The 24,216-nt window shown below is 43.0% G+C and carries 14 protein-coding genes, 1 pseudogene and 1 riboswitch; of the genes and pseudogenes, 4 read left to right on the forward strand and 11 right to left on the reverse strand.

The genetic code is table 11. The annotated features are described in order from the left end of the window. Positions 1-7: 7 nt before the first annotated feature. Positions 8-1,312: an amino acid permease gene (locus M1J35_RS22130; RefSeq protein WP_254652297.1), complete on the forward strand. Its 1,305-nt coding sequence runs from the start codon at positions 8-10 to the stop codon at positions 1,310-1,312. Between the two features lie 9 nt (positions 1,313-1,321). Here M1J35_RS22130 and M1J35_RS22135 read toward each other — a convergent pair whose 3' ends face one another. Both M1J35_RS22135 and M1J35_RS22140 read right to left on the reverse strand, forming a co-directional pair. Beyond that, entirely contained in the window at positions 1,322-2,065 is a 744-nt protein-coding gene (locus tag M1J35_RS22135; RefSeq protein WP_254652298.1) for a YqcI/YcgG family protein, read from the reverse strand. Positions 2,066-2,129: 64 nt separating this feature from the next. After that, complete coding sequence (locus M1J35_RS22140; protein WP_254652299.1) at positions 2,130-2,759, reverse strand: LysE family transporter; 630 nt, start codon at positions 2,757-2,759, stop codon at positions 2,130-2,132. A 135-nt stretch (positions 2,760-2,894) separates the two neighbouring features. On the opposite strand from M1J35_RS22140, the gene M1J35_RS22145 reads away from it, so the two are divergent. Next, entirely contained in the window at positions 2,895-3,527 is a 633-nt protein-coding gene (locus M1J35_RS22145; RefSeq protein ID WP_371928698.1) for a spore coat protein, read from the forward strand. A gap of 111 nt (positions 3,528-3,638) precedes the next feature. Continuing rightward, positions 3,639-4,133, forward strand: coding sequence for a L,D-transpeptidase family protein (locus tag M1J35_RS22150; protein WP_034764160.1), 495 nt, complete (start codon positions 3,639-3,641; stop codon positions 4,131-4,133). Positions 4,134-4,171: 38 nt separating this feature from the next. Here the strand turns inward: M1J35_RS22150 and M1J35_RS22155 are convergent, their stop codons facing one another. Further along, positions 4,172-5,368, reverse strand: coding sequence for an aspartate kinase (locus tag M1J35_RS22155; RefSeq protein WP_254652300.1), 1,197 nt, complete (start codon positions 5,366-5,368; stop codon positions 4,172-4,174). 48 nt (positions 5,369-5,416) lie between these two features. Then, positions 5,417-6,664: a homoserine dehydrogenase gene (locus M1J35_RS22160; RefSeq protein ID WP_254652301.1), complete on the reverse strand. Its 1,248-nt coding sequence runs from the start codon at positions 6,662-6,664 to the stop codon at positions 5,417-5,419. A 132-nt stretch (positions 6,665-6,796) separates the two neighbouring features. After that, a riboswitch (SAM riboswitch) is annotated at positions 6,797-6,907 on the reverse strand. 301 nt (positions 6,908-7,208) lie between these two features. Here M1J35_RS22160 and M1J35_RS22165 point away from each other — a divergent pair. Then, positions 7,209-8,549, forward strand: coding sequence for a DUF2254 domain-containing protein (locus tag M1J35_RS22165; RefSeq protein ID WP_254652302.1), 1,341 nt, complete (start codon positions 7,209-7,211; stop codon positions 8,547-8,549). A gap of 46 nt (positions 8,550-8,595) precedes the next feature. On the opposite strand, the gene M1J35_RS22170 is transcribed toward M1J35_RS22165, so the two are convergent. From M1J35_RS22170 to M1J35_RS22210, 7 genes and pseudogenes are all read right to left on the reverse strand, one after another. Next, positions 8,596-8,856 (reverse strand): hypothetical protein, encoded by a 261-nt coding sequence (locus M1J35_RS22170; RefSeq protein WP_034764165.1) that lies wholly within the window; start codon positions 8,854-8,856, stop codon positions 8,596-8,598. Between the two features lie 28 nt (positions 8,857-8,884). Beyond that, positions 8,885-10,096, reverse strand: a complete 1,212-nt coding sequence (locus M1J35_RS22175; RefSeq protein ID WP_254652303.1) for a helix-turn-helix domain-containing protein — start codon at positions 10,094-10,096, stop codon at positions 8,885-8,887. Positions 10,097-10,493: 397 nt separating this feature from the next. Then, positions 10,494-10,991: a protease inhibitor I9 family protein gene (locus M1J35_RS22180; protein ID WP_254652304.1), complete on the reverse strand. Its 498-nt coding sequence runs from the start codon at positions 10,989-10,991 to the stop codon at positions 10,494-10,496. 133 nt (positions 10,992-11,124) lie between these two features. Next, positions 11,125-11,217: pseudogene (locus M1J35_RS22185) on the reverse strand (spore cortex-lytic enzyme); the annotation flags it as partial. A gap of 134 nt (positions 11,218-11,351) precedes the next feature. Further along, the gene (locus M1J35_RS22775) at positions 11,352-15,446 is read right to left on the reverse strand and encodes a S8 family serine peptidase (RefSeq protein WP_305882324.1); all 4,095 of its coding nucleotides are present in this window, start codon (positions 15,444-15,446) and stop codon (positions 11,352-11,354) included. Between the two features lie 283 nt (positions 15,447-15,729). Continuing rightward, positions 15,730-19,149 (reverse strand): S8 family serine peptidase, encoded by a 3,420-nt coding sequence (locus tag M1J35_RS22205; protein ID WP_254652305.1) that lies wholly within the window; start codon positions 19,147-19,149, stop codon positions 15,730-15,732. 557 nt (positions 19,150-19,706) lie between these two features. After that, positions 19,707-23,885 carry a S8 family serine peptidase gene (locus tag M1J35_RS22210; protein ID WP_254652306.1) on the reverse strand — a complete coding sequence of 1,393 codons (4,179 nt, stop codon included), beginning with the start codon at positions 23,883-23,885 and terminating at the stop codon, positions 19,707-19,709. Between the last annotated feature and the right edge of the window lie 331 nt (positions 23,886-24,216).

The raw sequence follows: 24,216 nt of genomic DNA on the forward strand, positions 1-24,216 counted from the left end.
AAGAAATATGAGTAAATGTACGAATGAAACGAACCTTTCGTGGAGGCAGCTATCCTTCATCGGGGTAGGCTGTATCATCGGAACGGGATATTTCCTTGGCTCAGCCATCCCGATTCAACGGGCAGGGTCTTCTGTCCTGCTTGCCTATTTAATTGCCGGTATCGGAACATGGTTGGTATTCCAGGCCCTGGCCAAACTGACGGCAGAACACCCTGAAAAAGGTTCCTTCCGTACCTATGCCAAGAAAGCATACGGTTCATGGGCAGGGTTCAGTAATGGCTGGGTGTATTGGTCAGCTGAGATGTTGATTATGGGGAGCCAGTTAACCGCCCTCGCACTGTTTGCCCAGTTTTGGTTTCCAGAAGTGCCCCTTTGGATGTTCACTGCAGGATTTGCGTGTCTTGGTCTTGTGATCATTCTGTTGGGAGTGAAGAAAGTCGAGCAGATGGAGAATCTATTTGGAGTGATGAAGGCGGCTGCGATCGTCATGTTCATCATTGTAGCGGGTGCCGCCATGTTTGGATGGCTCGGGGACGGGGAATCCGGCCATGAGCTTCAGAATCCCATTTCCGACCTACTTCCCATCGAGGGAAAGGGATTGTGGATTGCCCTTTTATTTGCCTTTTATGGATTTGGGGGAATTGAAGTGATGGGGTTGATGGCCAAAGAACTAAAGGATCCAAAGGATGCCCCTAAGTCCGGGAATATCATGCTGATAATGTTAACCTTCCTTTATGTTCTTTCTTTCTATCTAGTTTTGAAGATGGTGCCGGCGGAAGCGATCGATCCGAATGAAAGTCCGTTTCTGACAGCCCTGAAACAATATGACCTTCCATGGGTCCCACATGTCTTTAACTCCATTCTGATTATTGCGGGTTTCTCGACGATGGTCGCGTCATTGTACGCTGTCACGACGATGCTTGTCTCTCTCGCCGAAGAAGGGGACGCACCCCGGATTTTTGCCAGGAAAGGGAAGTGGGGCATACCACTTCCCGCCTTCGGGTTAACGACTTTGGTCGTCGCCATATCGATTGTGATTGCGATGCTCCTCCCGGAAAAGCTATTTGAATATATCACAACGGCTGCTGGGCTGATGCTTCTTTATACGTGGATCTTCATCCTGGCCTCTTCCCTCAAACTCATGAGCAGAACAGCTTGGAATCTGATTCAGACGCTGATCGCCCTTCTCCTTATCTTATTCGCCATCAGTGGTACTCTCTTTGATGATGTGAGCCGGATAGGGTTCTTTGTGAGTCTCGGATTCATCCTGCTGATTGCCTCTGCGGCATTTGTGAAAAGAAAAAAGAGTTAAAGGCTGCCTTTAACTCTTGATCTTTTTATGCATATGTGAAAACGGGCATTTACTTATAGAAGTATCCTCATCACGCAGATAATATTGCTTCCATTCATAGTTGTCTTCCTGCCCATACCATTTCAGACTTGGGTGAGGTTCGATATCGTCATATTCCACCAGCCGCTTTCGGATGACTTTCTTTAATTTTTGGCCAAATGCCGTTGAGGAGTTAATTTCATCAAAAACCCATCTGGGCTGGAATGCCAATAGAAAGTAAGGAAAATGACGGCTTTTCCTGACATTGTGAGCAGGGGTTGCACAGAAGGCGAAATAAGGTTCTCCATCAAAGCAGAACTCCCACGTATGATCATGGGGATCCTTACCGATGTGATCCGGCCAGGGCTTTTCGTCCATTTGGTGGACACGGTTCAACATATTCCAAAAAACATGCTCATAGGTTTCAACCGACAGATTTTCCCCTGTTACATCAGAATGACAGAACACCACCAGAGAAGCGTAATTTCCAGTCTCCCTGGAAATCTCACCGTATTGCTTTAAGTAAGATGCCAGTTTTTCCGAAGCTTCCCCACTTCTTGGATCCCCCGTAAAACCGAAACGAAGTGTATCAGATTGAAACCCTTGTTTCCCGGGTACGCAAGGATAAGGATGCTCTTCATCCAGCATCATGGCTGAGAAGTGGCGGTAAGCGGATTGCTGCCACGGGGTAAGCTTCTCCATATGTTGATCGATCCAGCTCTTTGAACATAACATATAGCCGATCCCTCCTTAGGATTACTCATGTATCCTATTAGGAAGAAACCGTCTGGGTGTCTGTCTAGCCGAATAATAACCTGCAGGCTTCCACGCCGAAATAAATGCCGAAACCCATCAAAACAATCCCGGAAACAATGGAAATGAAGCGCAGGATCCCCGGACTGACAAGCTTCCTCGCCCCCGTTGCGACACCGGCCATCGTCACATCCCAAATGGTGATACCGAGAAAAATACCCAGACTGTACACTAGGACCTGCCACGATTCGTAAGAGCTTGACGTCTTAGCAAGGATGGAACCATAGATCCCGAGCCAGAATAAAATACTCATCGGGTTGGATATCGCCATAAAAAATCCTGTACGAAAGGCCTTCCCTTTTGTCTCACTATGATTTTTCCCAGCATTAGCCTCAAGGTCTCCGGACTTTAGAAGGCTTTCAATCCCCGTGTAGGTCAGAATAAAAAATCCAATTATCCATAAAAAAAGTTTGATGATCGGGATATCAATGAATTGAGCAATCCCAAAATAAATCAGGAGCATAAAGATCCCGTCCGCCACCATCCCTCCAATCCCGACAAGCCAGGCATGGAGGAAACCGAATCGGATCCCCTTGTCCAACTGAGCTGCATTGATCGGACCCATCGGTGCTGAAAGGGATAAACCCAACACAATATAACTAATAAAGATACTCATGTTCGACCACCTTCAAATCGACTTCTTCCCATTGTATTCGGACAAGTCCGGAAGTATTAAATCTATTTCGGAATAAATATAATCAATCCGGTTATTCTAATCAACGATACTATTTACCATAGGAGGAGAACATCTGTGCAAAATCAACAGCAGCCAATGAACCAACCCGGATCGGGGATGCCACCGAACATGATGAACGCCCAAAGTAAAGATCATGGGGGACATGAGTTGTTCGATGCCCATGAAATCATCGCAGGAATCATCAGCATGCTCGATCAGTATCAAATGTATGATCAACATATTCAGGACCCTGAGTTAAAAGATATCGTAAAACGGCAGACCGCATTTGTAACGACTATGTATAATTCAATCGTAGGGAGCTTTTCAACGGGACATGATCCACAAGTACCCACCCAGCAATACAAAATGAACCAATCCCACACTGCCACTTACGGCATCAAACCGGGTGCTCCTAAAAAGCCCAATCAGTCCGTGAATGACCTTTCAGACAAAGGTTTGTCTGCGTATATGCTCGGACAGACCAAATCATTGGCCACTCTCCTTGCCATGACGGCTCTCGAAATGACAAACCCTGTGTTGCGACGGGTTGTAGCGGACAGTGTGCCGAACTTCATTGAAATGAGCTATGAAATTTTCCTTTATCAGAACAAGCATGGATACTATCAGGTCCCTCAACTGAATGACCAGGATATGACCCTCATGCTGCAAAGCTATACGGAAGTTCCACAGCAGAACCTTCCTCAATAACGTCCACATAACGCCTGCCCCAAAATGCAGGCGTTTTTTATTTTCCGCTTCTCACTGATTTCCTTATCTGCACATAGTATGAAGTGAAAGTGAAACAGGAGGTGACCCCTGTTGATTCATACGGTGAAAACAGGAGAAACACTGGGACAAATATCAAGGGACTACAGGACTCCGCTTTCTGCCATCCTGACTGCCAATCCGGGCATCAATCCGGATCAAATTTATCCAGGACAAACGATCACCATTCCCGGTATCCCCGATACTACCGGCAATCCTTATAGAATAGAAGTCTCTGTTAACAATCGCACCCTCCGTCTATTCAAAGATGGGGTTGAGATAAAACAGTATCCCATCGCTGTAGGAAGAGTCCTGTTCGAAACACCCATCGGGGATTTCATCATCATCAATAAAGCACCGAATCCAGGGGGGCCATTTGGGACGATGTGGATGAGTTTATCGAAGGAAAGCTATGGAATCCATGGTACAAACAACCCTGCTTCCATCGGGAATGCAGTCTCCAAGGGGTGTATAAGGATGTATAACAAAGACGTGGAAGAGCTCTCTAAGATTGTTCCTGTCGGGACGCCTGTGTCCATCAATCCATAAAGAAAAAAGTGTATAGACAGGACTATACACTTTTCCCTTTATAATATCGCCCTTTTGGATTCAATATAATCCAGACCAAAGTGCATGTGGAGAATCCTTGCTGCTTTTTCAACGTCACCGCGATCGACAAGGGCACTTAGGCCAACCGATGATTCCCAAACCGATACTTTCCCGATATGATAATCATGAAAAACATTGGTGACCTTTTCTTTTACTTCACCGGAAGATTGGATACTCCCTATCACACATACTTTCGATAGATCTTCCGCTATTTCAAAATGAGAATATGCCCCGCTATAGCCGCTGACGATTTTCTTCACTGCATGGACATCCTCATCTTTTATGATCAGTGCAAGGTCTTCTCTATGCTTGATCCTCTCTGTTTCGATATGGTGAGAATCAAGGTCATACAGAATCAAGGATTCCCCTCCATCACACCCATGGATGGTAAGGACTGAAATACCTTTCTGGAGCGCAACGCCGACTATGCTTCCATTCTTTTGAGCTTTAGCACTGATAACGGAACCCCGCCCCTCCTTTAAACTCGAACGGACGATTAAAGGGACAAGATGTTCCTTTGCGTGCTTAATCGCTCTAGGGTGCAGGACATTGGCTCCCATCGTGGCAAAACGGAGCATGTCATTATACGATAAACCGTCGATTTTAGCAGCCCGTGGGACCACTCTCGGATCTGAGGTATACACCCCGTCCACATCCGTGTAAATGTCACATCGATCCGCTTTCAGTGCGGAAGCAAGGGCAGCTGCGGTTGTATCTGAACCACCCCTTCCAAGCGTAGTGAGCTCACCATCCTCTGTAACTCCTTGGAAACCAGCGACCACCACAATCCGTCCGGCTGATAATTCCCCTTTGATTCTCCCTGTTTCTATGGAAGTGATCTTGGCATTGCCGAACACCGCGTCTGTCCGGATCCCAGCCTGCCTGCCGGTCAGGGATACTGCCTCCGCCCCTTTATGCTGGAGGGCCATTGTCAGAAGGGAAATCGTGACCTGTTCCCCTGTTGAAAGGAGCATATCCATTTCCCTTTTCCGGGGAACATCAGACAATTCTCCCGCAAGCTTTACAAGGGCGTCCGTCGTTTTATCCATGGCCGATACAACCACCACCACGTCATGCCCTTTCTCCTTTTCCTTCAACGCATAACCTGCTACCCGTTTAATTCGATCCGCAGAACCTACAGAGGTTCCACCAAATTTCTGAACGACGATACTCAAGTGATCCCCCTACTTTCTATCAGATCTGTTGCTTTTTTAATAAAATCGTCAGGAAACCGCAATCCCTTCTTTCACTGCATTTTCAAGTGGGATTTCGTCCAGGATGGACACTGCCTGGATCTGTTCCTGTGATGTAAGAACTGATTCTATGTCCTCTTTCCTGCCTTCTACAAAGACATACAGGAAATCGCCAAGCTGAATGCGGTCTTTCAGTGTGAACAACGGAATCCACCTTTGATAGTCTTCATTTGCAGGAACACGTAAGACCCATTGGCCTGTGCTATCTTCCAGAACCTCTCCATTGTGTACTGCACTTTCAGGAGATGCCGTGTATTTCCCTTGAATCAGTGAAAGAAAGTCCTCCACCATGGCACTTCCTGTCGGACATTTACCGGCGCCTGGCCCAAGTAGTGTGATTCTTCCTACGAGACTCCCTTTTAATGAAATCGCATTTTCCACATCCTCCACCCCGTAGAAAGGATGGGTGTCGTGGACGAGGACCGGCTCTACTTCACCTTTGATCCGATTGAATCCGTCACGTTCCAATGAACCTACGTGTTTAAAGCGCAATCGGAAGGACTCGGCTGCCTGCAGCCATTCTGCCGTCAAGTGTGTGATCCCCCTGCGTCTGATATCCTTCCAATCCGGCTGTCTGCCAAAAGCGGTCTGACTCAAAATCAGCAATTTATAAAAGGCATCATATCCTTCGATGTCGCTCGTCGGATCCGCCTCTGCGTACCCCTTTTCCTGGGACTGCTTTAGAGCGGTCTCAAAGGAAAGACCCTTTTTTCTCATTTGGGACAAAATGAAGTTGGAAGTCCCATTCAATATGCCTTGGATGCTTTTGATTTCATTTACCTTCAGGAGCTGGCGGATCGTGCCGATGACCGGGATCCCTCCGGCTGTTGTCGCTTCGAAACCAACGGATACAGTGTGACGTTTTGCTTTCTCCATAAGGCTGGGGCCGAATTTAGCAAACATGACTTTATTGGCCGTGACGATGTGAATTCCCTTCTCCACCGCTTTCGATAAATACGTGTATCCCGGTTCTTCTCCTACAATCGCTTCAAAAATCACATGAAGATCCGGTATGTCGAGAATGTCCTTGAATTCTGTCGTAACCTTAATGGACGGATCAATTTCCCTTTGTTTAACCGGGTCCTTGATGAGAATCGCCCTCACCTTCACCTCTTTCCCGAGTGTTTCCTTCAACCTGTCCTGGTGAGTATCAATGGCTTCACAAACCCCTTGACCGACAGTTCCAAAGCCCAGTATCGCCACATTTATCGCTGACATCTTTTTAGCCTCCTTTTTGTCGTTTGTATCGCATTGCTTCTTTCTGAAGATCCACCGGGCATGGTGGAAAGAATGAGGGTATAAAGAAAAGCCCTCTTCTTGTAAGAAGAGGGCTTAGTGTGTATGCTCCTCCCCTTATCTTCCAGATTCACATGGAATCTGTAGGAATTGGCACCTTTACAGACTGATCCTGCAGGTTGCCGGGCTTCATCGGGCCTATCCCTCCGCCGCTCTTGATAAGAGATATAACGTTACGTTTTCACTTGATATTTGAGTATGAATTGGATTATATAGGTGATTCATTCCTCCGTCAATACCATTTTCGGTATTTTTAAAAAATTCTTTCTAATTTGTCAGACACCTAATTTCACATGGGTTTACTGTGATTTCCTTTGAAACATCCACCCTCTATGAATCTATTTTTGAAATTCAGGTTTTAACCTACACTGGCAGGGAAAACTAATCCATATCCATTTACTAGAAAGGAACCGTTTCAAACATGTTTAAAAAAATGCTCCCCCTTTCCATCAGAAAATATTTGCTCATGTCCAAACGTCAACGCATGCATGAAATCCGGCTGACCATATGGTATATGCCTTTCTTGTACATATGTCTTGCCGTACTGCTGGTAGCCATTACCCTATACTTGGATCTCTCATTGGAAATCTCACAGTATACGTTTGATCTATTAAGCATGGATGCCTCTGTCACCCGAATCCTTGTGAGCACCCTCATTGGTGGCGTTTTGACGCTCAGTGCCTTCACGCTTAACTCCCTCTTAGTCGTGTTGACGACGTTCAGTGGACAATTTTCGCCAAGGATGCTCTTGGATTTCATATCGGACAGGCAGACGCAGCACGCCCTCGGTATATTTAATGGCAGTTTTGTTTATGTCCTCCTTCTCTTTTTGTTTATCGGCAGTTCAAAGAAGGAGATGTTTGTCGCTGCACCCATGATGACGATCTGCCTTGCCTTTCTATCAGCCATCACCTTCATCTTCTTCATCAACCATGCGTCTACCTGGATGCAGGTCCATAATATCACGTACAATATGAAACAAGTTTCTGAAGTGATGATCCACCAGACACTGAAGAAAGATTTAGAAGCACATCGCACCACTGAAGATGGGGACATCATGGAGGAAGAGAAAAATAACATTCTTCATGTGAAGGCTAAACACTCCGGCTATATTCAATTAGTAGATTTCCAGGGAATGATTCAACTCGCACAGAAAGAGAATTTTGTCCTACAGCTTCATTATAAAGTGGGCGATTATGTACTTGCCGGGAATGAAGTTCTGAGCTTATGGGGGCCGAAGACAGACAATATCTTCACTGATTCATACCTGCAATTCATTGAAATGGGTCATAAAGAGACAGAAATCCAAGACCTGCAGATGGGGATCCACAAACTCGCAGAGGTGGCGATTAAATCCCTGGGGAATGACGATCCCAAAACGGCTTCGAACACGATCGACCAGATGGCCGATCTGATGCTGACGGTGGAGGATCAATTATCCTTCACACCCTATTTAATCGACCAAGATGAAAGGATACGGGTCATCCTCCAATCGGAACCATTTGATTATTATCTCTATCGTGGATTTGGTTATATTCGACACTATGCGAAAAACAATCACTTAATCATAACCGAAATCGTACGTGCACTGGCACTTTTAGCCGAATCCATCCAGCCTTCGAAGCACAAAGATCTTTGGGAATTCGCCTGCAACACCATCGATCATATCGAAAGGGAGGTCATTTACGAATTAGATAAAACCTTTCTTCTTCAAGAGGTTCATAAGCTTGCACGCCTCACCGGCCACTTCAGGGAATATAAAGAAATCGAAGATAAATTCTATCCGAACGCAAACAAAAATACGTAAAGAAGCTTCATTTCTCTCAGAGAGAAATGAAGCTTCTTTACGAGAGTCATATCCACGTTTCGACAATGCTGTCATCTTCCCCTTGAGCTTTCGGTACAACGGAGAATCTTTCAGGGATTTCACTTCTGACCGCTTCTAAAGTTGGTCTCATCAAAATGTTATGGGTCGGCTGGTTCACATCGAATAGTCTTGCTACAAACATGCCTTGATAATCTTTCGGACTCTGATAGATACAGATGATCGGCATTTTATAATCACTTAAGGCCACCTCATCGAATGACGAAATTAATCGATCCGGGTTTTCCATCCTATCTCTCCTTTACAGGGTATTGTGATTAGCTGTTAACGCATTCTTTTTCTTTAACCATTTTCCCATTGTAGAGCTTTTGAATATAGTAATTACACTCGGAGTATTGCCCTTCTTCCTTCAACAATGGGATGATGACATTCTCCATATATTGATAATATGCTTCTTCCCCTTCATGAACCCTGATACCAAGCATCGTAAATAGACACTCTTTGCAGGAATCTTTATTGGCGGTTGCATAACGGAGTCCTTCCTCTATTAACGTTTCCCATTTTTCAAGTACCGGCCCCTCTACATCCATGGAACTCTCAATATAGCCAAAAAGAATTCTGACATAGTCTTCTGTGGGTGACTCATGTTTCAATAATCCATAAGCGACCTGATAGGCATCCCGTGCTTTTCTATCCTGCATCAAGTCCCGATACAACCCACCTAAATTCAGATAAAGAATGGCTTTTCTTCCGTGATCATGCAGATTATCACAATGCTGAATCAACTCATCATATTTCTCTACTATTGACTCGAGAACTTCCTCACCATTTTTGCTTTCCGCAATCAACTGAATCGTAGCGGCATCAATACATCTTGTAAAATTAAATGTTTCTTTGAAATAATTCAAGGCCTGCTGACTATATCGCAAAGACCTGTCATACTGCCCTAATTCATGATAGCCAATGGACAGATGAAAGTATGATTCAGGATTGGAGTAGATATCCCGGTCTATTCTCCCCAAAAACATAATCGCAGATTGGGGATTCCCTTTCTCAAGCTCGTACATCCCCTTTATATGATAGTACAGCTGAAAGTCATAATCGGACATATGAAAGGATAGACGCTTATTAGAGAACTGACTTAAATAGAATCCAGCATCCTTAAGCATACCCTTCATCATAAAGTATCTTGCTTTCAATATCTTATATGTACCGTTCAAGGTTTCGATCTGGATTAACGGATTTTGTTCAATGGTCTCCTTCAATAACTCGACCTTCCCCTTTACCTGCTTGATCATGACATCATGCCACAATTCTAAATCTAATTGTAATTTTTTATATGTTTTTAACTCTTTCTCAATATTGATATGTAATCGTTGATTGAACAGATCGATTTTATCTTTCGTAATTTGTAAATGCCCACTTTCAATTTTACTAATATGGCCTGGAGTACAAATCCCTTCCCCCACTTGCTTCTGAGTCATACCTTTATAGATCCGATAGTATTTAATAAATGCCCCAATATTCATTATTTACCCCCCGTGGTGAATTAGTAGAAAAGCTTCCGTCTCAATAACTGGCCTATCGCTTTATCTTTTTTTATAGCGATATACGTTCTACTAATATTATACTAATAAATAATCGGGATGAAATTGGGGTTTTCTACAGGCATAAGAACCAGCAGGCAGTGACTTTATACCTACATTCATTCTCGCATTTCCGGTCCACACAAAAAAATTTCCGCCTTGCATTCTTTCATACCGAATCTTTTGTCAACAAAACGACCGTTCACTGAATAAATACCCAGGTCTTTTAACCTATTCTTTTTTCCCAACATGAGATTGTCATGGTTGTTATGTTGAAAAAGTGTTTTGATTCCTATCGCCTTTTATAAATAAAAAAACGACGCCTATGTGGCTTTCCTCTTTACAATTGATTTGAAGGCTGAATCGGTGGGTCGAGCTGAATATCCTTGTTACGATAAATCCTGGAAATAATAGACGATCCCATTAATCGGTTAATTTCTTTCGCCGGCAATTCCATCGACACCCCATTAAAAGCTGTCTTATAACGATGAGTGATCCGATAATCCACTTCGTTCTCTTCTAAAAAGGCATGCAGCTCTTTTTCAAACTCCCGATGACTATGTTCAACTTTTTCTTTGGCTGATTCCAGAGTCAGCTCCACTCCTTGTGCTTCTGCTTCCAAAACAGCTATTTTTGCAGGTTTGGTCTTGAATTCTATAATGATGGATACACCCTCCCCACTTGACAGGTCAAGTTCCGGATCCACCTTGATCAACGAATTCATTGTCTCCTTCACCGCCTCTTCATCTCCTTGTTTACCATTGTCCCCTTTATTCAAACAGCCTCCCAGGGCTATCAATGACAGTGCTAAAAGGGCTTTACAGTACCACTTCTTCATCGTCATTCAATCTCCTTTTTTAAATAGTAAAAAAGACAACCTATAAGGAATTTTTCCTGACGATTGTCTTTTCAATAGTATGGATAGGGTGTCAGCCTTACTCTGCTTAGGGTTACATTTCAATTCCTCGTACCTACTTACAGAAAATATGTTTCCTAATTTGCTTGATTTGTGGACGACTCCAAATCCAGTTGCTAGTTGCCGTATCGGGATTGAAATAAGAAAGATTTGAGTTTTGACATAAGAACCTCCATAGAAAGATACATATATTTTCTTCTCAAAAGAGCTAAATTATGTACTAACTCATATTCCGCTCTGATGCAAAGAAAGGCAGCCCAGTTGGACTGCCCTTTCTTTTGATTAGGAATTAATTCCCAATTCTTTTTTGATCGTGTCGATTGTTTCACCATTCGCTTCTGCTTGAGGATCTGGAGTATCTAGTACAAAATCATTTTCAGACAAGTAGTATTTCTCAAGGAGTGTAAAGTCTTTCTCATCTGTCGTGCCGTCGAAGTTAATATCCGTGTTTCGATAGTCCGTTTTCCAATGATCTTGAAGCAATAGAGCATCGTGAATATCAATCACATTGTCTTTATTGATGTCTCCAGGCTTAGATACGGCCATATAATACGTGACATATTCACCAATATTCACACCATTTTCCGTGCGCCCCGCTTCAAGTGGTGTATACGTTGTGTAGTGACCTGGCACATCTGTCACGACTGTGTACTTATGAACCGACGCCGGTAGTTGTTCGAAATTAATCACACCATTTTTCGGTATGGTGACAGGATAGGTATTACCATCCTTATCCTCCAAGTGTATAGTCGCACCTATTTGTGTATAATCGCGGCTATAGTCAAAGCGGCCTGCATCTGTCAGGAGTCCTTCTGCCCCTATGAATCCCGCACCAACTTTTGATACTTTCGGATAGGTTGGATGAGCTCCTATTTTCGTCGGGATCCGTGGTCCGTTATTAATCTTCATCGTACTTACACTACTGAACAATGGAGAATACGTATTGAAGAACTCCTTCTCATTCGTATCGGCTACAATCTTGAATAATGCCACGTCGCCTGATACACCTTCATCTGGAATTTTTATCTCAATATCATTTCTGACACTTGTTGTACCGGTTTTTGTCACATTTAATTCTGTTCCCTCTGGTAACCCATCCGCTAATTGGAATTCAACGGAATCCAAGAACTTACTTGAGTTGTAAGTATACATTGAAAAGGCATGGGCGTTCTCTAAATTTCTACCGTAGAATGTATAGGTTACCTTATCACCCATTTGGTAAGAATCTTTATCCGCTTTCGCAAAAATAAATTGAAATCCTTTCGGAACATAATAGACCATTTTAGGAATGGCTGTGTTTCCAGCATAATCCGTTCCTAAATATTGCATTTCTTTAATGTAAGATGTATTTACATTAATTTCTTTAGAAAACTTTCCATTTTCATCCGCTTGAAGTCGGTAGTTTGGACCGTACGACCCGTACCATATATTATTACTAGCTTGAGTAAATGGGAGATCGGTCTTAGACGTTTCCTCTATTTCAGAATCCAATAAAGTTCCTGATAAAGTAACTGTTTCTTGACCTTCTTCCAGCTCTACAATCGGAAAGTCGCCGGTTGGCATTGCGTCCGTCTGATCATACACAACGGTTGGTGCCCCGTTGTCTAAGCTGATGGTGGATGTTTTGGCGAACTGCTTTCCATCTTTCGTCGTTCCGATCATCTTCACATCATAAATGCCATCTTCCACTCTCACTTTTGTATAGCTGAGTGGCTTTTTATCATTTCCTGTTAATGGATAATAATAACCATAGAACCCTTCTTCAATGTAATAGTCAACATCGATGGCTGCTCCTGCTGAGTTCACCCCAGTAATCCATCCCAGGTCTTCCTTGGTATCATGATCAACCAATACCCAATCCAATCTTTCCATTGGAGAGTTCAATCTGAAATCAAGGTCCGTTTCTTTTCTGCTATAAGGATTATTCACGCGATTCGTGGAAATGCTCTTCGTATACACATCAAAGTAGCCAATTCCTTCTTCCACGACTTTTGCTCCGAATGGGATGCGATAGGTGTCATCTTGATCCTTCTGGTTTTGAATGACAATATACCCTTCATACGTTCCTTTTTGCGCAGATTTCGGAATGGTGAGAACTGCGTTGAATGATTCCACTTCCCCTTTTTTCACTTTCAGGGAGCTTGGCACATCGAGCTTCACACCATTTTTCTCTGCATCCAGTGAATCAGAAGCTCCTGCACCTACATTGTATTCTATTGATATATCATATTTGTTATTTTTATGGCTATTATTTGTAATGGATAGATTCGTCGATCTTGTCAGTTGTTCTTCTCCCATTGGGATAAAACCGTAGCTTAAGCCACCGGTTTGTTCCGGGATGATGATTTCTTCCTGATTCTCAATGAATGGAGTTTCATCCAAAACGGAAATCATGGTCTCAGAATGAATGGCCTGCATCGGATCGACTCTTCCTGCTCCCACTTCAAATACACTATATTGATTTTTCAAAGGATCTGCCGTATTCATTAACACCGATTTAATGTCACTTGGTGTATAATCAGGATGCGCTTGAAGTAATAGTGCAGCAACCCCGGCTACTTGAGGGGACGCCATGGATGTACCTGATAATCGTTGATAGGCATGTGAATAATCCGATGAATCCTCTTTGTTCTGCATATAAGATGGAACGGTTGAGAGAATGTTGACCCCAGGGGCCGTCACCTCCGGCTTGATATCATATAAGGTTCCCGAAGGACCTTTTGAGCTGAAGGATGCCAGTTCATCACCGCTGATTTCAGATTCTCCCGCCTCTCCAAACGTGATAGAAGGGGTTCCGGTTTTAAATAGTTCCTTCACCGATAATCCATCTTGGTTGGTGATCGAGAAGGTTGGGATATTGTCATCACTCTCACCTAAATAGTGAGGTATATGTCCTTCATCCGGGTTGATATTATATATGATGACAGCTTTTGCCCCATGTTGTTTGGCGATATCCATCTTTTCAATGAGTGCATAAGTGCCTCGTGCCACGAATGCCACTTTCCCGGTGACCTCTTTCCCGTTGTAATCGGCTTGTCCACCTTCACCTACATCGACCATTTCATAGCTTTGTCCTTGAAGCTTACTAAACTCATTTGTCCAGTTATTGGTCATTAATTGTAGTTGGCCATCAAGTTCCTTGCCTTCCACAGAGAATTCTCCATCATACGTTGTAACATTGGATGGAGCAGAGCTTGCTCCTACAGTCAAAGCAAGTGCGGCTGCACCTGGGGATCCCAGTGTATAATTTCCTTCGTCACCTGAATTCCCCGCTGCAACGACGGCTGTCACACCACTTAATACGGCATTGTCAACGGCAATGCTCGTTGCATACAATGGGTTATTCGTTGCTGCTCCAAGAGAAAGGTTGATGACATCCATTCCATCTGCCACAGCACGGTCAATCCCGGCAAGAATGTTACTGGTTGATCCAGATCCGTATTTGCCTAATACGCGGTATACATTCAATTCGGCATCTGGAGCGACACCAATGACTTTGTAATCGGAATCATTCGCCGCTTGACCTACGATGGTTCCCGAAACATGTGTACCATGTTCGGTATAATAATAGCTTCCTTGATTCGTTTCTGGATAACCAGAAGCTTTCCAGTCCTCATACGTTGTTTCCATTGGATCGTCATCATTATCTACAAAGTCGTATCCGCCTTTATAGGCAGCTTTTAAATCAGGGTGATTATAATCGATTCCTGTATCGATCACCCCAACTTTAATCCCTTTACCTGTGAATCCTTCTTTATGTAGCTGGTCAATCTTCATGAAAGGGATACTGTCTACTTTTGTGGTTGATCCTTCTTCATCCGTTGCTTTAGGTGGAGGAGAAAGTTGGACTTCTTCCTCACTGTAAACAGCTTTCACTACTTCAGAATCTAATAGGCTTTCAACTTCATTGGCCGGTAGAGCCATCGCTACGCCATTAAACGCATCTTTATACGTGTGCTTAATTTCGTAGTTTTCTTTCCCGGATTTCGTCTTTTTCACCTTTTCATTCAAGTCTTTCTTGAATTTTGCGTGGGACTCTTCTACCTGTTTCTTTGCCTTCTCAAGAGAAACTTCTTTCCCTTTTAAAGATTGTTGAATTTGTTCTGTCTTTGCAGGAAGCTGTTCGAATTCGACAATGACTGTCACTTCTTCTTCACTTTTCAAATCAATGTCTCTTGATAATTGCAGACCCTTCATTGACCGATTGGCTTCAAGTTTGTCCAACGCCTCACGCTGCTCTGTCGACAAACCCGCCAAGATTTTCATTGCATCCGGCTGTGTTTCTGCATGTATCGCAGGTCCATGAGTTAATGGTGCAACTCCACCCATCAGAAGCCCTACACTTAATGCGATCTTTGGATATTTGCTGGCATTCATGACTTCAACCCCCTTTTTCTTTCTAAATAAATTATATTGTCGAATACCTCATACGTCATTGGGGGGGAATTTTATCAAGTTTGGGAGAAGAAATATGGTGATTTTTGTGTAATCCAAAGGACAAAAGTCAGAAAAATCAACTTTTACAGACAGAAACAGTAATTCCACCAACCAAAACAATCCATTAGAACCATTCCTTTTGAACCACTTAAGTTGGGGGATAAAATAACTTTCACATAGAAAAAGCCAAGAAACTCCTTGAGGAATTTCTTGGCTTTGCGGGTCAATGTTTTACTGTTATTTTCTTTTTCTCGGACTTCAGCGATAATCCTGTTTCATCTGTCCCTGTAACAGTTACATAATAGTCACCGTCCGGATATTCACTACCAGCATACCATTTCAACCCATAAATCGAATGTTCATTTTCAATATCGGCATATTCAATCACTTCACCTGCTGCATTAGAAATTTCTATATGCCAATCTATCCGTTTATAGCCAAAGATCAAGATGGAAGCTGGTTTCGTTTCATTTACATTGGATCGTGAAACATTCCAATAATTGATAAAGGGATCTGCATTCAGCAATTCCTCATTTCCAGTATAACCAACACCTACATTCTGGAGAGCATCTATTGCTGAAATCATGACAACCTCAGGCTTTTCGTCGGTAATGTACTCATTTGCATCACTGTATACGCTTTTACGGATACCGCCATTTACCCAGATGAAACTTCCGATATGTTTCGTTTCTTCTTCTGTGACACCCCACGTAATTTTATACTTCCCATCCGTTTGTTCTGTAATCTTGATATTTTTAACACTAGGCGCAACTGAATCCAGTTTAAACGGAATCTTCGTTTGTTGCGGCTCTGCTCCCCCATAATTCAATGTACTCTCGTATACATACGTATAGTTACCGTCAGGAAGTTGGTTCCCCTCATCATCTTTCCCACTCCAGAACACCCCATCGAACTTATAGGAGTAATCTCCATAGCTCATAATGTTCTTTCTGAATGGGTACGGGCTACCATCCTCCGTAAACTCACCGAAATTCGTAATGTGAGCAACTGTTTTTCCGTTCTCATCCTCTACCTTCAGAGACATTTCTTTCAAATTACGAAATGCTGTGAAGGAAGGATATATACCTGACGCAACCGCATTCTTAGAATATCCAATCTTATTTAGATCAAATGTTCCTGTGGAAGTATCATATCCCATTGGCAACTCCATTACGTCATTCCAAAGAACGGTATATCCTAAGTATGGATCTCCTTTAACCGGGCTCTCATCAATATTATCAATGGCACCCCAATCACCGTAGTATCCCATGAATGGCATCGTTAGAGTCGCTAAATATTTTACAGAGCTTCCTTTAGGAACAAAGCGAACAAACCCTTCAACAAAACGTCCTTCACTTAGCTCTTCCGGCAATGTGACAGAGATCTTTACTTCGCCATCACGACGTGGTTTGTATTGAAATTTCTGGTCACCCAGCTGTTTTCCGTTGATTTTTACAACTGCCCCATCGATAGGAACCGAGTGTAAAGTTAGATAGTCTCTTTCCACTCCGTTATATGTCTTCTTCTCTGTTTCATCCATTAGCACATCTACGACGATTTCATACTGGTCATTGGCTTTTTCAAGCTTCCTCGAGAGCGGCTCGACATCCAATGTGAAATCGAATGTTCTGCCTACTTCTTTTAATGCAACAGATGCAGCCTTTTCTAAAGGAGCCCCTACATGTTCTACAAGATAAGGAGATTTAATCGCTTGCTCAATCTTCATTAAGCCTGACCCTTGGCGTCTTGGTGAGTATAAGGAGTTCTCATCATCTGGATTCGTTAACACCTCAGACGTGTTCATTAAAGCATTCTTCGCTTTTAAGACCGTTTCTTCATTTTTTGGTAAACCTAACTCCTCGTAATACTTTTCAAGGAGTAATGCCGCTCCAGCTGCTACATGTGGAGTGGCCATGGACGTTCCACTCATGACTTCATACTTGTTGTTCAATACTGTTGAGCTGATCTTTCCACCCGGTGCTGTGATTTCCGGTTTAAAGCTTAGGTCTGTTGGCGAACCATAAGAAGAGAAATAGGACATTGGTTCCGTTGTCGGATTTTGCACCCAAATCCCTTCATCAGACAATTCTACCGAGATTTTCTCACCGCTTTGTAATCGTTCGATCAATTGAGCTCCTTCTGTATGTCCAGTCGTAACAGCTGGGATAGTGTATCTTGAGAAATTTAAGCTTGCATAAGATGGGTACTTATCCGGTGGAATGACAATGATGCCGACTGCCCCTTTTCTTGCAGAGTCATATTGAAGGGTCGAATAAATTGAATACGATTTTGGCTTTGCAACTACAATCTTCCCTTCTAAATCCAAGCCATCCAGATGGCTGCCAAACCCTTCACCGGCGAAAATCAATTCGTATTCTTTACCGGCTTCGAGTTCATCACTGAACTTTTTAGAACTGTACTGCGTTTGGTATCCAAGCTGACTACCATCATTTAAACTAAGTGCATCTACTCTCATCTGATTATTTTCAGATGAAGCAACCTGCAGTGCGGAGGGCGTTACACCTGGGTCACCTACAAGACCGATATCCGGATTTTTAGCCAGAGGTAATTGAGATCTTTCCAGCAGGTTTTGTTTTGTACTATAAGAAGCATTCCCTGCCGCAGCTACGACCAACACACCATGCTCTGTTGCATATTGAATGGCACGTTGGACCGGATCATTCGCATCTACGCTTCCTGCATCAGATCCAAGGCTTAAATTGATGACATCCGCCCCAAACTCCACGGCATGATAGATTCCCGCTGTAATATCATCGTCATAGGCACCGCTTCTTTTATCAGAGAATACCTTTTCAGCTAATAGCTGTACATCCGGTGCGACCCCCATCGCCTTTTTCTGGGATTCTTCGTATGCCCCGACAATGCCGGCTACGTGGGTTCCATGGGAATTACTTGCCGGGATGACATTGGTATCATGGTCCGCCCAGTCATAGCCTGTAGGTACTTTGTCTGTGTACCAAATATCATCTACTTCCGACTCATCAAGCTTCTCTTGGATGTTGGTTTCATTATACTTTGCTTTTTTCTTCCCTTTATCCGAAAGCGTCATGGCTTCATGTCGATAATCGATTCCCGAATCCACGATCGCTACGACCATCCCGTCACCGCTATAATTATATTTCGTCCATACATTCATCGCTTCGACTAGTTCGTTGCTCTTTACGTCCATATGTTCGTACGTTTTCGCAACGCGAATATCCTTAACGCCTTCCATTTCTTTAATCTTTTCCGCGTCTTTCATCGTCGTTTCCATACTGAATCCATAGAACCCTGTTGAATACGTATGTATGACTTTAGAAGAAGCATCCCTCTTTTTCATAAACGTATTTTGAATCTGCTCAACCTGCTTCTCAGGTGACGTTTTCAGTTTCTTATTGACGTCTACTTCAACGATTAGGCGAATATTTTCATTAGGGTTGAATGCTTTTAAATCCTGTCCATATAATGGATCATCGGTCGCCTTTTTTTCCATATCCATCAATGGAAGTTGTGCCTTTTGGATTTGAGCAGGTGCCTTTTCTTCCTTCGAATGATAGAATTCAGCACTTGCTGGCGAAATCATACTGCTGCTTAGGAGTACGGACATCAATCCAATAGATAACGTATTTTTCTTCGAAACCACTTTGTTTCCCCCTTTAATTAAAATTAGGATTTTCCTTTTTTCATAGCTTGCTAGAAGCTTACAATGATCAAAGCTCTATCTAGTACTCTCGCTTCCTCCTTTGTAGATATCCTAATGACAGTGCCTGTCATGGATACTCACCCCTAAACGTTCCCCTCCTCAATTTTTCGAATTTGGAGTACCACGTAACCATTTCTATTAAATGATCATGTATCCTGTTGGGGGAGTCCCTGTCTATAGAGAGGCGGATAATGGGTCGTTTCACCCTTAAATAGTCAAGGTTTATTTACATTTCCTTTTTACAGCATCAAATAGTAGGAAAATAGAAGTAATATTCAATTAATTTATTGGGGTAATTATCTACACTTGGAGGAAAAACCTGCAGGAACACTTTAAAAGAATTTGTTTTATGAAAATAGGCTCAATCTACTGATGCCTCATACTTTTAAACAAGAGTAATGGGTCATCCCCGAAAATGATAGATAGCAGAAAAGAGGGAGAACGCTGTCCATGGACAGCGTTCTCCCTCTTTTGATTTAGTTGCTCATGAGAAGCTTTTATTCAGTTAGCTCTAATCCCATCATATTCAAATAATAGGCCAGATCTTTTTTCCCGTTTGTTTCCTTAGGTGATTTCCCTTTAGGAGCATCCGGTCCTTTCGTCAGGAAGTTCTTCTCAATGAAACGTACGTCCGTCTCGTTCACGATACCGTCCTGATTGACATCGAATGTTTGGACTTCCGGTTGCTCTTGACCGTAATACTCAACGATGTCACGGACATCTTTGATGTCGATCAAGCTGTCGCTGTTCACATCTCCAGCAAGACTGATCTTGGTTCCTGCTGAAACGAACCTTCCATAGTCTTCGCCTTTCAATTCAAATCCAGGTATGAATGGCGTGTAAGTCTTTAAATGTCCTGGAATTTCCACTACGACATTGTATGTCTCACGTGTAGCAGGGACACCATAGATTGTGTATTTCCCATTTGAAGCGATGATGCCCTCATATTTCTCACCATCCGGTGACAAGGCATATACCTTCGCTCCAATATTTTGAGCTACACCATTTGGTAAAAAAAGATTTCCGCTGCCACTTTTCTTCAAAAATGCTTCTGGTTTAATATTCCCTTCGACCCTTGCATGTTTGGACACGAAGTTATAAGATGAAGTGCTGTAATATGGAAGAGTTACGGCACCATCTTCACCTGCTTTTGTGTAAGTTGACTTTGTGACATCCAGTTTGTCAGCTCCATAAAACCAATCATCTTGAGTGACCTTGAACGTCACGTCCACAACAGGCATGTCACCATTCAAACCGGAGTACCCTTCTCCGTTCAATGCAGCTCCTACCGTTACGTTAGCGTAATATCCAGAATCGCTCTCTACAGGATCAAGAAGGGATGCCTGAAGTCCGTTTTCTTCTGCGTAGGCTTTAAATTCATCATTCAGCTTTGCAGATTCGAATGAATACATTTCCCCTTTATACTGAATTGAATACTCTCCGGAAATGAAGTCTTTCACGTTATTCAGGCTCAGAGTCATGGTGACAGTTTCATCTAACCCGACTTCTTCCTTATTGTAATCAGAAGTCAGATACTCAGTACCTTCCTGAAGGAAAATATATCTTTGGTAATTGACGTTTGCTGCGATATCAGTTGCTGCCAGGCTCAACTTTAATGGTTCGTCTGCAATATCAGAAGGCTCTATACCAAACTCTGTGTCTCCTTCAGAATCCGCTGGAGGGAAACAACAATTAAAGTACTCACGGAAGCCAGTTGCTATTAAAAATTTGTTCGAAGATTGATCATAATTCAATCCTTTTGATTGTAAAACACCCACTGTTTCATCCTGCACATTTCCGTGGAGCCAGAATGCTTTCTTTCCAAACTCTTCTGTGTACATATCTTCATTGATTTCATACACACCAGGAGCTTTATCAAATTCCACTTCTGGTTTTGTATTATCAACGATAACAGGAGTGTCGATCGAATACGTTTTCCCTTCTTCATCATACCCTATGAACTCCATTTTATAGTCCCCTTCAGGCAGATCCACGTATTGATCGGAAATCGGATGTTGTTCATCATTTGTAAATGGATAAACGACTCCAGCAAAAACAGCAGGAATATAATATCTGTAGTCAGCCTTTGCATTTGCTTGTGTGAGGGAGGCTATGAATCCAATTGCCTCATCTGATTGTCCATCCTTTATCACTACGTCTATCCTCGTCAGCGGATTCTTCATTTGAAAAGCTGCTGAGATGTATGGATTGTAGTACTGCCACTTAGGTGTATTATTTGCAAGAGCAGGTCGGTCTGTTTCAAGATAGTCGAACCCTTTTCCTGTGACTCGAATCGCAAACGGAACCTGATACGTTTCACTCGCATCACTTGCATTTGTCAGGTGAATATATCCTTCATATCGCCCTTCTTCTGCATTTTCCGGAACCGTTATCTCAGGTGAAATTTCTTTCGAACTGCTTGCGGCAACCGCTACACTCGTCGGAACGTCTAAATGAATGCCGTTTGCAGCTGAATCCCTGATGCCTGTACGTTCACCATGGTATTCGACTTCAACCTTGAATGACTTGTCTTCTCCACCATTGTTCTCGATGATCATCTTGCTTTCTTCACTAATTCCATTGTCATCCTTGTAGTGACTTCCGAAAGAGATGGAAGCCGTCTCATCAACAATCTCTTCCTCTTCACCATTTTCATTTAAATTTTTTGTTGTATCCATCACTTTGATGGATACATCGGCATGTACCGCATCATAGGCATCCACACGTCCCGCTCCCTGTTCGAATACGGATACGTCACCATTCAAGTCTTCTGCTGTATTCATTAGCGCTTCCTTTACATCAAATGTGGTATACTCCGGGTGTTCTGAAAGGATCAAGGCTGCTACACCAGCTACATGAGGCGTTGCCATGGATGTTCCCTGAAGGCGGGCATAGGCTGCAGAATAGTCTACCCCTTCTTCCGGGCTATTGATGTATTCTGGAATGGTTGAGAAAATCGCTACCCCGGGTGCCACGACATCCGGTTTTATATCTATGCTTCCAGCCACAGGTCCCCTTGAGCTGAAGCTGGCCAGGTTATCTCCTTCTGTTTGGACCGACGCTACATCTCCAAACGTGATGGATGCGTTATCTCCCAGCCCTTTCAAACGCTCTCCGTCCGCTTTCGTCATACGGAAAGTCGGGATATATTCTGAACCTTCTCCCAAGTAAGCCTGGATTTCACCGTCACTATTATTGTAAATGATGACAGCCTCTGCCCCAGCTTCTTTCGCATGTTTCATTTTGTCCACAAAGGCAATTTCACCACGTTGAATCAAGGCGATTTTTCCTGTTAAATCTTTTCCTTCAAAATCTGCCTCATAACCAAGTCCGGCAAAAACAACTGGTTTGGATTGATTTTGGAGTGATGTTAAATCATCAGAGAAATTCTTCCCTAATAATAAAACATTCTCAAATCTCTCTCCGTTTACACTCATGGATTGGAAGGTAGGGATATCCATGTCAAAATCGCTTGCCCCAACCGTAATTCCGAGTGCCGCTGCACCTGGGGACCCCAGTGTTCCTTCATTCGGACCGCTGTTTCCTGCAGCCACCACTGTCACCACTCCCGATAGCATGGCGTTGTTAACGGCTACAGAGGTTGGATATAATGGATTATTCGTAGACGCTCCCAATGAAAGGTTGATGACATCCATTTCGTCATCTATAGCTTTGTCGATTCCTGCAAGGATTCCTGCCGTCGCTCCGGATCCATAGGGTCCAAGTACACGATAGCCATAAAGATCTACATTCGGTGCTACCCCTTTTACGGCGTAATCCACTGAATTCTGTTGGTGCCCAGCGATTGTTCCTGACACATGTGTTCCGTGTTCTGTATAATAAGCAGACCCTGAATTCGGATTAATTTCCGGTAAACCGGATTCTTTCCAATCTTCATATGTGGTTTCCATCGGGTCATTATCGTTATCAACGAAATCATATCCACCTTTATATACATCTTTTAAATCAGGGTGGTTATAATCAATTCCTGTATCCAAAACCCCAACTTTAATGCCTTTTCCTGTTACGTTTTCAGCATGAAGCTTGTCCACATTGATCTGAGGGATACTATCCATCATTTTGGATGTGGAAGCTTCCCCTTCCATGTCCGGAAGATCTAGTTGAACGACTTCATCTTTCCAAACCCGTTTCACGACCCCGGAATCCAGTAAACTCTCAATCTCATTTCCCGGAATGGACATCGCGACACCATTGATGGCTGAACGATATTCTTTCGTGATTTTCGCATCTTGTAATCCAGGACTTACACTCTTTTTATTTTTCATAGAATTGAACTTTTGTTTAAATTCACTGTGAGATTTCTCTACCTTTTCAGAAGCTGCTTTAGTAGTCATTCGGAGTCCCTTAGCCGCCTGCTTCATCACTTCCACTTTTGCAGGGGCCTGTTTGAATTCAACGATGACATCTACGAGCCCTTCACTTTCTGTATTGATATTCGGAGCGATTTCAAAATCCGGTTTCGCTTCGATCTGTTTAAGAGCATTCCTTTGCTCATCTGATAGATTCATTAATGTCTTCTTTACATCTTTTACCTGTGTGAACTTAGACGTACTAGGCGCACTTTCTGCCATAGCGTTAAATGGAATTCCTGATGTTCCTAATAGACTTGTAGTCAGTGCAACCGTCAAGAGCTTAGCTGAACGTTTCTTATTCATACTTTTCCCCCTCTAATATTCATCCGTTGGAGCAGAATTGTTTACAAGGTTCATTGTATTTCTGATTAATGATTCTGTTAATTGGGAAAATTATATACACATTCCGCCAATTTTCTTAGAGTTTCTACTCTCTTCACGGTATTTTCTTTTAACGCAAGATATAAAGATAGGATAAACGTTGGGAAATTTTTTTCTGAAGTAGGAATTATACCTATATAATCATAATCCCCTCTCACTAAACAGGTATAAAGAACCATCTCCCATAGGGTGATAACTCCTATAAAATTTCATAAAAAAACAAGCAACTGTTAATAGTTGCTTGTAAAACGCT

The sequence above is a fragment of the Rossellomorea sp. KS-H15a genome (assembly GCF_024195245.1).
Lineage (GTDB): Bacteria > Bacillota > Bacilli > Bacillales > Bacillaceae_B > Rossellomorea > Rossellomorea vietnamensis.

Coding starts and splice junctions, on each gene's coding strand:
- M1J35_RS22170 (WP_034764165.1), bottom strand. CDS start 8,856: ATGGAAAACCCGGATCGATTAATTTCGTCATTCGATGAGGTGGCCTTA.
- M1J35_RS22140 (WP_254652299.1), bottom strand. CDS start 2,759: ATGAGTATCTTTATTAGTTATATTGTGTTGGGTTTATCCCTTTCAGCA.
- M1J35_RS22160 (WP_254652301.1), bottom strand. CDS start 6,664: ATGTCAGCGATAAATGTGGCGATACTGGGCTTTGGAACTGTCGGTCAA.
- M1J35_RS22175 (WP_254652303.1), bottom strand. CDS start 10,096: ATGAATATTGGGGCATTTATTAAATACTATCGGATCTATAAAGGTATG.
- M1J35_RS22130 (WP_254652297.1), top strand. CDS start 8: ATGAGTAAATGTACGAATGAAACGAACCTTTCGTGGAGGCAGCTATCC.
- M1J35_RS22210 (WP_254652306.1), bottom strand. CDS start 23,885: ATGAATAAGAAACGTTCAGCTAAGCTCTTGACGGTTGCACTGACTACA.
- M1J35_RS22135 (WP_254652298.1), bottom strand. CDS start 2,065: ATGTTATGTTCAAAGAGCTGGATCGATCAACATATGGAGAAGCTTACC.
- M1J35_RS22165 (WP_254652302.1), top strand. CDS start 7,209: ATGTCCAAACGTCAACGCATGCATGAAATCCGGCTGACCATATGGTAT.
- M1J35_RS22180 (WP_254652304.1), bottom strand. CDS start 10,991: ATGAAGAAGTGGTACTGTAAAGCCCTTTTAGCACTGTCATTGATAGCC.
- M1J35_RS22775 (WP_305882324.1), bottom strand. CDS start 15,446: ATGAATGCCAGCAAATATCCAAAGATCGCATTAAGTGTAGGGCTTCTG.